The sequence below is a fragment of the Aurantimonas manganoxydans SI85-9A1 genome, from assembly GCF_000153465.1.
Classification (GTDB): domain Bacteria; phylum Pseudomonadota; class Alphaproteobacteria; order Rhizobiales; family Rhizobiaceae; genus Aurantimonas; species Aurantimonas manganoxydans.
Genome location: NZ_CH672387.1, coordinates 3,864,283 through 3,875,934, shown reverse-complemented (window position 1 = coordinate 3,875,934; position 11,652 = coordinate 3,864,283). Strand labels below are relative to the sequence as shown.

8 protein-coding genes and 1 pseudogene are annotated in these 11,652 nt (G+C 66.6%); 4 read left to right on the top strand and 5 right to left on the bottom strand.

From position 1 onward, the window contains the following. Positions 1-1,770 (top strand): diguanylate cyclase (locus tag SI859A1_RS18210; RefSeq protein WP_040325997.1); only part of this gene is annotated, 1,770 nt, incomplete at its 5' end. Between the two features lie 148 nt (positions 1,771-1,918). Here the strand turns inward: SI859A1_RS18210 and SI859A1_RS18205 are convergent. The 4 genes from SI859A1_RS18205 to SI859A1_RS18190 all read right to left on the bottom strand — a co-directional run bounded on the left by SI859A1_RS18205 (position 1,919) and on the right by SI859A1_RS18190 (position 5,376). After that, positions 1,919-2,479, bottom strand: a complete 561-nt coding sequence (locus SI859A1_RS18205) for a winged helix DNA-binding protein (RefSeq protein WP_009211143.1) — start codon at positions 2,477-2,479, stop codon at positions 1,919-1,921. A 2-nt stretch (positions 2,480-2,481) separates the two neighbouring features. Next, entirely contained in the window at positions 2,482-3,789 is a 1,308-nt protein-coding gene (locus SI859A1_RS18200) for a TRAP transporter large permease (RefSeq protein ID WP_009211142.1), read from the bottom strand. Continuing rightward, complete coding sequence (locus tag SI859A1_RS18195; RefSeq protein ID WP_040325996.1) at positions 3,789-4,325, bottom strand: TRAP transporter small permease; 537 nt, start codon at positions 4,323-4,325, stop codon at positions 3,789-3,791. The genes SI859A1_RS18200 and SI859A1_RS18195 overlap by 1 nt, the downstream gene beginning before the upstream one ends. A gap of 82 nt (positions 4,326-4,407) precedes the next feature. Next, positions 4,408-5,376, bottom strand: a complete 969-nt coding sequence (locus tag SI859A1_RS18190; protein ID WP_040326736.1) for a TRAP transporter substrate-binding protein — start codon at positions 5,374-5,376, stop codon at positions 4,408-4,410. A gap of 120 nt (positions 5,377-5,496) precedes the next feature. Here SI859A1_RS18190 and SI859A1_RS18185 point away from each other — a divergent pair, with 120 nt between their 5' ends. Further along, the gene (locus tag SI859A1_RS18185) at positions 5,497-9,156 is read left to right on the top strand and encodes a hydantoinase B/oxoprolinase family protein (protein ID WP_040325995.1); all 3,660 of its coding nucleotides are present in this window, start codon (positions 5,497-5,499) and stop codon (positions 9,154-9,156) included. A gap of 253 nt (positions 9,157-9,409) precedes the next feature. Here the strand turns inward: SI859A1_RS18185 and SI859A1_RS22200 are convergent, their stop codons facing one another. Next, positions 9,410-9,739 carry a hypothetical protein gene (locus SI859A1_RS22200; RefSeq protein ID WP_244401191.1) on the bottom strand — a complete coding sequence of 110 codons (330 nt, stop codon included), beginning with the start codon at positions 9,737-9,739 and terminating at the stop codon, positions 9,410-9,412. Here SI859A1_RS22200 and SI859A1_RS22195 point away from each other — a divergent pair. Then, positions 9,629-9,889, top strand: a pseudogene (locus SI859A1_RS22195) (CHASE3 domain-containing protein); the annotation flags it as partial. The gene SI859A1_RS22200 and the pseudogene SI859A1_RS22195 sit on opposite strands and share 111 nt — an antisense overlap. A 132-nt stretch (positions 9,890-10,021) precedes the next feature. Further along, positions 10,022-11,377 (top strand): methyl-accepting chemotaxis protein, encoded by a 1,356-nt coding sequence (locus SI859A1_RS18180; protein ID WP_244401185.1) that lies wholly within the window; start codon positions 10,022-10,024, stop codon positions 11,375-11,377. Positions 11,378-11,652 lie beyond the last annotated feature (275 nt).

The following is an 11,652-nucleotide window of genomic DNA, read 5'->3' as shown; positions in this document are numbered from 1 at the left end:
GTCCTCACCCTGATCTCGGGTGGCACGATGCTTCTGGCGTCGGGCGTACAGGAACGCGAGCGCGCCGCGGTTGCCCAGCGTTACCGGCTCGACCATGCCACGTCGGCGATCGGCGCCGAGATGTATGTGCTGACCGGTCAGGCGCGGCAATATGTCATCACCGGCGATCCGACCCATCTCATCGTCTATGACCGCGAGGAGAAGGCGCTCCAGTCGCTGGAGAACCGGACCCGCCGGATCAGCGAGGCCGGTGCGAGCCCGGAAGAGCTGGATTTGCTCAAGCAAGCGCTGCGCTGGGCCGATACGCTCCGTGACGAACAGCGAGCGGCGATCGAGGCCTACGGACAAGGGCAGCAGGATCGCGCCCGCAGCATCATGTTCGGCGCCGAATATGAGCGCGAGCTCGACCGGGCCGAGAGGCTGATCGAGCGGTTCCAGTATCAGCTCGATCAACGCACCGCCGCGGCGGTCGATGCCGCGACCAATGTCTCGCGGGTATGGCGGCTGGCCTCCGAGGTGACCCTCGGAACGACGGCCCTGTTGTTTCTGTTCGTCCTGTACTTCCTGTTCAAGCGGCGGGTGCTGCACCCGGTCGTCAAGCTGAGCGACGTGGTGGCACGGCTCGCGGCCCAGGATTACGACGTTGAGCCTCCGGCCTATGACAAGATCGACGAGATCGGCGACATGGCCCAGGCCATCCGCGTATTCCGCGAGAACGGGCTCGAACGGCAACGGCTGGAGCGCGAGCGCAGCGCGGATCTTGCCATGCGGGACCTGCTGGCGCGGATGACCCAGCGTATGCAGGCCTGCGACACCCAGCAGGGGCTCGAGGAAGTCGTCCAGCGGTTCATGCCGGAGATCGCCCCGGCGCTGGCAGGGCGGCTCTATCTGCTGGATCACGCCCGCAACATGATGATCGCGGGCTGCTCCTGGCTGTCGCCGGTCCATTCGCGCATCGAATTTGCGCCGATCGGCTGCTGGGCATTGCGCCGCGGCGTTCCTCACCGTCATGCAGGCATCGAGATCGATGTCCCCTGCGAGCATCTCGACTTCGCTGACGGGGCACCGGCGGATTCCATCTGCCTGCCGCTGACGTCCCAGCGCCAGACGCTTGGCCTTCTCTATCTGGAGCCGCGTGACGGGGAGGACTACGACCCGAACCAGACGCTCGAGATCTATCTGAAGATGCTGGCCGAGAACATCGGCCTGGCTCTGGCCAATCTGCGCCTGCGCGAGACGTTGCGCGAGATGGCGATGGCCGACCCCCTGACGGGGCTCGCCAACCGGCGGGCCCTCGATAGCCGCTTCGCCTTCGAGGTGGCGGAAACCGAGCGGCTCGGACGGTCGTTCAGTTGCGTGATGCTCGATATCGACCATTTCAAACGCTTCAACGATGATCACGGCCACGATGCAGGAGACGCAGTGCTGCGCGCCGTGGGCGAGACGCTGACCGGCGTCACGCGTGAGGCGGGGATGGTGTTTCGCTATGGTGGCGAAGAGTTCGTCCTGCTGATGCCGGGCCTCGACTGCGAGCAGGCCCGCGAGCGCGGCGAAGTCGTTCGCCAGGCAATCAACGCCCTGACAATCAACCATGAGGGGGAGGTGCTGGGGCCGATCACCGTTTCCCTCGGTCTTGCAAGCGCGCCGGAACATTGTGCCAGAAGCCGCCTCGTTCAGGTCGCCGATGCAGCCCTCCTTGAGGCAAAGGCCGCCGGCCGCAACCGGATTCATATCTCCGTGGAGCAGGACCGCCGCTTGCCGAACAGATAGCGGCGTGGGTGACGTGCCCGGCGCCGGAGCCGGGGTCCGCCGCGGCAATGATCTTGGACGGAACGCAAATTATCGCTCCATCCTGTCGTTCGGAGGGCCTGTCGCACTTGTCAGGGTCGATTGCCGCATCCGCGACCGGATGAGCGCCTCAGAGGCTCGCTGCGGTGCGGGCGGCCTGGTCGTAATGGCCCGACAGGACGCGCAGGAGGCGGGCGACGTTGGTCATGGCCTCGGGGGAAATGCCGAGTTCCTCGGCGCCGGAGACGAGGATGCGTTCGCGTAGATCCTTGTAGCGGCGGCAGGCGGTTTCGCCCTCGGGGGTGATCGCGATCAGCCGTTCCTTTCCCGATTTCTCGCGCGCCACCAGCCCCTTCGCCTCCAGCTTGCGGATCGCATAGGTCGCCAGATGCGTGTCCTCGATGCCCAGCACGAGGCAGATGTCGGCGAGGCGCTTGGGCTTGCCGCGATGGGTGACCGTGTGGAGGACGAGGATCTCCGTCGCTGTCAGGCCGGGCTGGCCGGCCGCCGTCATGCAGCGGATCATCCAGCGCTCGAACGCATGGTTGGCGAGGATCATCCCGAACTCGACCTCCGACAGCGCCGGCATGGCGCCATCGGCCAGATGCGCCGAGGAGACAATCGGGCCGAAGCCTCCCGGTCCTGCGGGCGATGAGGCTTCGGGGTTGGTGTCGTCAGTCCCGCCGGCCATGGTCAGCCTCCGGAGAACATCGTGCGGGGCAGATAGAGCGCGAGATCGGGGAATACCGCCAGCAGCACCACCATCAGCGCCAGGAGGCCGAAGAACGGCGCCGTGGCGGCGGCGATCTTGAAGATGTTCTGGCCGGTCAGACCTTGGATGACGAAGAGGTTGAAGCCGACCGGCGGCGTGATCTGCGCCATCTCCACGACGATGACGAGATAGATGCCGAACCAGACGAGGTCGAAGCCGGCCTGGGTCACCAGCGGCATGATCACGGAAGTGGTCAGCACCACCATGGAAATGCCGTCGAGGAAGCAGCCGAGCACCATGAAGAACACCGTCAGCGCGGCCAGCAGCGCGAAGGGCGACAGGTCGAGCGAGCCGATCCAGGTGGCGAGTTCCCGCGGCAGGCCGGTAAAGCCCATGGCGGTGGTGACCACGGCGGCGCCGGCAAGGATGAAGGCGATCATCGCCGACACCCGCGTCGCCGCCATCAGACCCTCGCGGAAACTCTGCCAGTTCAGCGAATTCTGCGCCCGCGCGATGACCAGCGCCAGGGTGACGCCGATCACCGCCGCCTCGGTCGGCGAAGCGATGCCGCCATAGATCGAGCCGATGACGCCGGCGATCAGCAGGATCGTCGGCAGGATGCGGCCGAGCGAGCGGAAGGCGCTCTCCTCGACGATGACGTCGGCCGCGGCCGGGATCAGCGAGGGCTTCAGCGTGGTGATGAGCGCCACATAGCCCATGAACAACAGCGCCAGCACGATGCCCGGCACGACGCCGGCGATGAACAGCCGGGCAATCGATTCCTCCACCGCCGCGCCATAGACGATGAGAATGATCGAGGGCGGGATCAGCAGGCCCAGCGTGCCCGAGCCGGCCAGCGAGCCCATGGCGATGCGCTCGTCATAGCCCCGCTCCTTCAGTTCCGGCAGCGAGATCTTGCCGATGGTCTGGGTGGTGGCGGCCGACGAGCCGGAGATCGCCGCGAAGATGGCGCAGCCGACGATGTTGACGTGGATCAGGCGGCCCGGCAGCCGCCGCATCAGCGGCGCGAGGCCGGCAAAGAGGTCCTCCGACAGTTTCGAGCGGAACAGGATCTCGCCCATCCAGATGAACATCGGCAGGGCGGTGAGGTCCCACGAGGTGGAGGCCGACCAGAAGGAGGTGGCGAGGATCTGTGCGTCGGGCAGCGCCGGCCGGGTGAGCAGCGCCGCGAGCGCCGTCAACGTCAGCGCGAGTGCGACCCACAGGCCCGACGCGAGCGCGCCGAAGAGGACGACGACGAGCAGCAGCGAGACTTCGAACACGCCCATCAGACGCCGCCTCCGCTGCCGGCGATGCGATCCATGCCGCGAAACGCCAGCACGGCCTCGTCGACGAGGGCGATGGCGAGGATGAACAGGCCCAGCGCCAGTGTCGCCTGGGGCAAGGCGAGGGGCACGGCGATCATCCCGTAGGAGACGTCGCCGTAGCTGAAGCTCTTCAGCGCGAGTCCGCCGGTGGCATAGGCGCCGAACAGGGCGATTCCGGCGCCGAGCAGCGCAACGATGCCGTCGACATTCTGGCGCGCCCGCTCGGGCAGGCGCTGGGTGACGAGGTCGACGCGGATGTGGACGTTCCGGGCCAGCGTGTCGGCCAGGGCCAGGAAGGTGGCGCCCGCCAAGAGGAAGCCGGCGATCTCGGCGAGCGAAGGCACAGCGAAGCGGGTCGGCGTCGCGCCGAGGCTGATCAGCGCGAAATCGAGGAGCCGGGCGCCCACCTGCAGCGCGACAAGGACGAGGATGGCGACAAGGCAGAAGGCGGCGATGCCGCCGGCCACGCTGTAGATCGTATCGAGAATCCGACGCATCGGTGCTCCGGGCGGGTTGACGGGCAGGCTCGGGGCAAGAGACGGGCGACGATGGACGCCGCCCGTCTCACGGGAGCAATGATCAGTTGCGATAGGCCTCGATCAGGGCGGCACCCGGCTCACCCGCCGACTGCTTCCAGGACTCGGTCAGCGTCTCGCCGATCTTCTGGAAGTCCGCCTTCATCTGCTCGGACGGCTCCTCGACCGCGATGCCGTTCTCCGACAGCGTCTTGGTGGCCGCTTCGGTCTCGGCGACGGACGCCTCCCAGCCGCGGGTTTCGGCGGCGGCCGCCGCTTCGGTGATGGCGGTCTGGGCCTCCGGCGACAGGGCGTCGAAGGCAGCCTGGTTGACGATCACCATGTTGCGCGGCAGCCAGGCGTTGAGAACGTAGTAGTTCGACAGGAAGTCCCAGGCCTTGGTGTCGACGCCGGTGGAGGGCGAGGTCATCATCGCCTCGACGCGGCCGGTCGAGAAGGCAGTCGGCACGTCCGAGGCCTCGATCTGGGTCGGTACCATGCCGGCTTCGTTGGCGATCGCCTCGGTCGAGGTGTTGTAGGCGCGGAACGACTTGCCGCCGAGTTCTGCGACGGAATCCACCGCCTGCTTGGTGTAGAGGCCCTGCGGCGGCCACGGCACCGAGAACAGAAGCTTCAGGCCGTCCTTGGCCAGCACCTCTTCCATCATCGGCTTCTGGGCGTCGTAGAGTTTCTTCGCCTCGTCGTAGCTGGTGGCCAGGAACGGCACGGAATCGGCGCCGTAGATCGGGTTCTCGTTCTCGAGCCGCGAGACCAGCAACTCGCCGATCGGCACGATGCCGTCGCGGACCGAGTTCTTGATGTCGGGATGCTTGATCAGCGACTGGTTCGGGTGCTGGGTGATCTGGACCGCGTCGCCGGCGGCGCCGTTCACCTCCTCGATGAAGGTGGCGATGTTCTTCTCGTGGAAATTGCCTTCCGCATAGGGGGTCGGCATGTCCCAGGCGGTCTGGGCAAGGGCCGCGCCCGGCAGGACCAGAGTGGCGGCTAGCGTAATCGTCGACAGATGCTTCATCGCAGTCTCCATGGCTGTTTCCGGAAGAAAGACTTCCACGAAAATTGCCCTTCGTCAAACACGCTGATAATCTGTCGATAAATCGCCGATAAAGATGAAATCTTGAGCGGAGTGCCGAAGATGAGTGCAGTCAACAGCGGCAAGTGGGACTTCTGGATCGACCGGGGCGGCACCTTCACCGACATCATCGGCCGCGATCCCGACGGGGGCCTGCATCCGCGCAAGCTGCTCTCCGAAAATCCCGGCGTCTACGAGGACGCCGCCCTCGAAGGCATCCGCGACCTCCTCGGCCTCGCCAGCGACGCGCCGATCGTCTCGGACCGCGTCGGCACCGTGCGCATGGGCACGACAGTCGCCACCAACGCACTGCTCGAGCGCAAGGGCGACCGCACGCTGCTGCTCATCACCCGCGGTTTCCGTGATGCGCTCAAGATCGCCTATCAGGCCCGGCCCGACATCTTCGCCAAGGAGATCATCCTGCCCGAGCAGCTCTACGAGCGGGTGGCGGAAGTCGGCGAGCGGGTGCTGGCCGACGGCACGCTGGAGCGCGAACTGGACGAGGCGGGCACGCGCGACGCGCTGGCGGCCGCCAAGGCCGACGGCATCGACGCCGTCGCCATCGTCTTCATGCATTCCTGGCGCTATCCGGCCCACGAGCAGCGCGCCCGCACCCTGGCGGAAGAAGCGGGCTTCTCGCAGATCTCGGTCAGCCACGAGGTCTCCCCGCTGGTCAAGATCGTCGGGCGCGGCGACACCACGGTCGTCGACGCCTATCTGACGCCGATCCTGTCGCGCTATGTCAGCCGCGTCGCCGGCGCGCTCGGCGCCAGCACAGAAGATGCCGCCGCGCCGTCGCTGCAGTTCATGATGTCGTCGGGCGGACTGACCGCCGCCGACCTCTTCCAGGGCAAGGACGCGATCCTGTCGGGCCCCGCCGGCGGCGTCGTCGGCATGGCCGAAACCGCGCGCCTGGCCGGCGAGGAAAAGGTCATCGGCTTCGACATGGGCGGCACCTCGACCGACGTCACCCACTATGCCGGCTCCTATGAGCGGGCGCTGGATTCGGAGGTTGCGGGCGTGCGTATCCGCGCGCCGATGATGCGCATCCACACGGTGGCTGCCGGCGGCGGCTCGATCCTGCATCTCGACCAGGGCCGCTTCCAGGTCGGCCCGGATTCGGCCGGCGCGCATCCGGGGCCTGCGGCCTACGGCAAGGGCGGGCCGCTGACGGTGACCGACGCCAACGTCATGCTCGGCAAGCTGAAGCCGGAGCTGTTCCCGGCAGTGTTCGGGCCGGGCCGCGACCAGCCGCTGGACGCCGGCATCGTCGCCGAAAAGTTCAAGGCGATGGCGGCGACGCTCGGCGAGGATCGCGATCCGCGGCAGATGGCCGAGGGCTTCCTGACCATCGCCGTCGAGAACATGGCCAACGCCATCAAGAAGATCTCGGTGCAGCGCGGCTACGACGTCTCGCGCTACCTGCTCAATTCCTTCGGCGGCGCCGGTGGCCAGCATGCCTGCCTTGTCGCCGACGCCCTGTCGATGGAGCGGGTGCTGATCCACCCCATGTCCGGCCTCCTGTCGGCCTACGGCATCGGCCTGTCCTCGCTATTCTCCTCGCGCAGCCAGGCGCTGGTCGCGCCGCTGGAAGAGGCGTCCCGCGACGCCATCGACGCGCTGGCGGCGGAGCTCGGAAAGGCCGTGGCCGGCGAACTCGCCGCCCAGGGCGTCGCCGACGAGAGCGTCGACACGACACTGCTGCTGCAACTGCGCTATGACGGCACCGACACGATGCTGCCGGTCGTCCATACCGGCGATTTCGCGGCCGCCCGCGCGGCCTTCGAGGACGCCCACCGGGCGCAGTTCGGCTTCGTCTACGAGGATCGCCCGATCGTCGTCGAGAACGTGTCGGTGGAAGGCGCCGAGCGCCGCGACACGGTCGTCGACGCGAGCGAGGGCAATGTCGCGGCCTATGAGGCGGAAGCCTCCGAGACCGGCCGCATCTACACCGGTGGGGCCGAGCGCGAGGCCGGTATCTTCCGCCGCGAGGCGCTGGAACTGGGCGCCCGCATCGCCGGACCGGCGCTGATCGTCGAGCCCAACCAGACCATCGTCGTCGAGCCGGGCTGGTCGGCGGGGATCACCGTCCACAACGACGTCCTCCTGACCCGCACAGAGAAGAAGGCCCGCCATGCCGCGCTCGGCACGGCCAGGGCCGGCTCCGGCGAGGCGGGTGCCGATCCGGTGCTGCTGGAGGTGTTCAACAACCTGTTCATGTCGATCGCCGAGCAGATGGGCGTGACGCTGCAGAACACCGCCTCCTCGGTGAACATCAAGGAGCGGCTCGATTTCTCCTGCGCCGTCTTCGACGCCACCGGCGCGCTTGTCGCCAACGCCCCGCACATGCCGGTGCATCTGGGCTCCATGGACCGCTCGGTCGAAACGATCATCGCCCAGAACCGGGAGGCGATCCGGCCGGGCGACGTCTTCGCCCTCAACGCGCCCTATAATGGCGGCACCCATCTGCCGGACATCACCGTCGTCACCCCGGTCTTCGACGACGCGAAGCGGACGATCCTGTTCTACGTCGCCTCGCGCGGCCACCATGCCGATGTCGGCGGCATCGCGCCGGGCTCGATGACCCCGCGCGCCACCAGGGTCGACGAGGAGGGCGTCCTCATCGACAATCTGCGCCTCGTCGATGGCGGCATCTTCCAGGAGGAGGAACTGCGCCGGGCCCTGACCAACCATCCCTATCCGGCCCGCAATCCCGACCAGAACGTCGCCGACCTGAAGGCGCAGATCGCGGCCAACGAGAAGGGCGTCGCCGAATTGCGCAAGATGGTCGAGACCTTCGGCCTCGACACGGCCCGCGCCTATATGGGCTTCGTCCAGGACAACGCTGCCGAGGCAGTGCGCCAGCTCATCGACGGGCTGGAGGATTGTGCCTACGAATATCCGACCGATTCCGGCCAGATCATCAAGGTCGCGATCACCATCGACCGGGAGGCCCGCGAGGCGACGGTCGACTTCACCGGCACCTCGCCGTCCATGGCCAACAACTTCAACGCGCCCGAGCCGGTGACGCGGGCCGCGGTCCTCTACGTCTTCCGCGTGATGGTGGAAAAGCCGATCCCGATGAATGCCGGGTGCCTGCGCCCGATCCGCATCGTCGTGCCGGACGGTTCGATGCTCAAGCCGGTCTATCCGGCCGCCGTCGTCGCCGGCAATGTCGAGACCTCGCAGCATGTCACCAATGCGCTGTTCGGCGCCTTCGGCGCGCTGTCGAACTCGGAGGGTACGATGAACAACCTGACCTTCGGCGACGCACGCTACCAGTATTACGAGACCATCTGCTCGGGCTCGCCGGCCGGTCGCATGAACGACGGCACCAGCTTCGCCGGCACGTCGGGCGTGCATGTGCACATGACCAATTCGCGCCTCACCGATCCGGAGATCCTGGAGATGCGCTATCCGGTCGTGCTGGAGGATTTTCATATCCGGGCTGGTTCCGGCGGCGGCGGCGAGAAGGCCGGCGGTGACGGCACCGAGCGCACCATCCGCTTTCTGCAGGAGATGGACTGCGCCATCCTGTCGTCGCACCGGACTTTGCCGCCGCGGGGCATCGCCGGCGGCGAGGACGGCCAGATGGGAAAGACCGAGATCCGCCGCGCGGATGGCAGCGTCGAACGGCTCGAAGGTTGCGACCAGACCGTGCTGCAGGCCGGCGAGGCGGTGATCGTCACGACGCCGACGCCGGGCGGCTACGGCCGGCCCTAAGCCGCGGTAGTTTCGCAGCAATCGCCATTGCCGTCGGCCCGGTCCTTGCGATCGCCGGCCGGCGGCGGGACAATGTCGACGTGCCGGGCAGGCGGGAGATGACATGGCGGAAGGTGGTGGCTATCGCTGCGACGGTTCCGTCGGTGTTCTTTCCATTCAGCCGTGTAGTTTAGGCCAATTGTCACTGCCTGAACGACGGAATGAAAGGTGCGTCGCCGTTCCGTAAGGATGGAATTAACCAGATGCGTCGATTCTATTCATGGGCGTCGCGGGACGTCTCTGAGCTAATCCGACTGGAACCACATTGAGAATCAACGATCTGCGCATGGCGAGGAAGCTCGCTCTCGCCTTTTTTGCCGTCATCTTCGCCACCATCGCGGCAGACTTCCTCGTCTATCGCTCGTTGGATGCGATCGGAACCAATGCCGATCAGAACCAGGTCAGTTTCGGCTTGAGCGTGAGCGCTGAGCATATGCTCAGGGACATGGTCGAACAGCAGAACGCTGTGCGTGGATACCTGCTGAGCAACAACGAGGGCTTTCTCTCCACATACGAGAAAGCGAAAGCCGATTTCACGTCGCATGCCGAGTCCTTCAAAGCGGATACGGTTTCGATCGATCAGAAGACCCGCGTAGAGAACTTGCAGGCCGTCGTGGCCAACTGGCAGACGAAGTCTGCTGAGCGCCAGTTGGAACTCGCTCGCAACCCGTTGACGCGTGATCAGGCGTTTGCGCTCACCGGGAAGCTCACGCTGGCTGAGGGCCGCACAATCATCGACGAGGTTCGCGATGGCCAGAATACTATTATCGCCGGCCGTATCGTTGAACGTGATGCAGTAGCAAGTGCGGCGAACTGGACCCTTACCTTGGGTGCAGTCGTGGCCACTGCGATCGCGCTGATTATGGGGTTCTTCCTGTCCCGCTCCATTGCGATGCCGATCTCCCAGATGGCCGGCGTGATGCGAAAGCTGGCGGGCGGCGACAAGACCGTCATCATCCCCGGCGCAAACCGCCACGATGAAGTGGGCGAGATGGCCGGCGCGGTCGAGGCCTTCAAGCGGGCCGCCATCGAACGCGACGAGCTGGCCGAGGAAGCCGAGGCCGCTCGTATCAGCCAGGACGAGGCCAAGAAGCGTCAGGCGGCCCTCGACAACGCCAAGGCCGAGGACCTGCGCGCCTTTGTCGGCGTCGTCGAAGTGGGCTTCGAGCGCCTGTCGGCCGGTGACCTGACCGTGCGCATGCAGGACAGGGTGGCCGAGGAATTCGAGCCGATCCGGGCCAAGTTCAACGCCAGCGTCGCGTCGCTGGAAGAAGCCATCGGCCATGTGGTGACCTCCATCGCCTCGATCCGCACGGGTCTCGGCGAGATCAACACGGCCTCGAACGATCTCGCCCACCGCACCGAACAGCAGGCGGCGAGCCTGGAAGAGACCGTCGCGGCTTTGGGCGAAGTGACCCAGGCCGTCAACGAGACCGCCGAGGGCGCCGGCAAGGCCCAGCAGGTGGCGTCGGGTGCCCGTGAGAAGGCCCAGAAGGGCGGCGAGGTCGTCGGCAAGGCGGTCGCGGCCATGGGCCAGATCGAGCAGTCCTCGGAGAAGATCAACTCGATCATCTCGGTCATCGACGAGATCGCCTTCCAGACCAATCTCCTGGCGCTGAATGCCGGTGTCGAGGCGGCGCGGGCCGGCGAAGCGGGCAAGGGCTTTGCGGTCGTCGCCCAGGAAGTGCGCGGCCTCGCCCAGCGCTCGGCGGAAGCCGCCAAGGAGATCAAGACGCTGATCGCCACGTCCCGCGAGCAGGTCGGCACCGGCGTCGAGCTGGTCACCGCCTCCGGCAAGTCGCTGGAAGAGATCGTCACGGAAGTCAGCGCCATGGCGGAGGTCATCTCGACCATTGCCTCCTCGGCCCGGGAACAGGCGACGAGCCTGCGGGAAGTCTCGGGTGCGGCCGACCAGATGGACAAGGTCACCCAGCAGAACGCCGCCATGGTGGAAGAGGCGACCGCGGCGAGCCAGACGCTCGCCAACGAGACCGACGAACTGGCCCATGCCATGGCCAAGTTCAGCACCAGTGCCGGCAATGCCGGCGCCCGCCGCAGCGAAGGCCGGGCGCAGCCGCAGCGCCATGCGCCGTCCCGCGGCGTGACACAGATGCGCACGACCGGTTCGGGCGGCGCCGCCCGCGCCACGCAGATCCAGGAAGATAGCTGGGAGGAATTCTGACCGGCCTCGCCGGGCGCCCTTTGGGGCAATCGGCGAAGCAGCATGATCGGAACGGCCCGGGGTGGGATAATGCCCCGGGCCGTTCCGCGTCGGTCCGGACGACATCGCGAGGCATCGCGCCGCGTTCCATGCGGATGGCGATACTGGCCGGAATACCGCTGTACATGCATGAGAAGTAATAAGCCTGCCATGCAGAAGTGCTGATCCGGCGCCGCGCAAGCTTTCGCGTGGACTATCCGGGCGCGAGGGGACTTCGCGGTAACGGAAATTTCAGC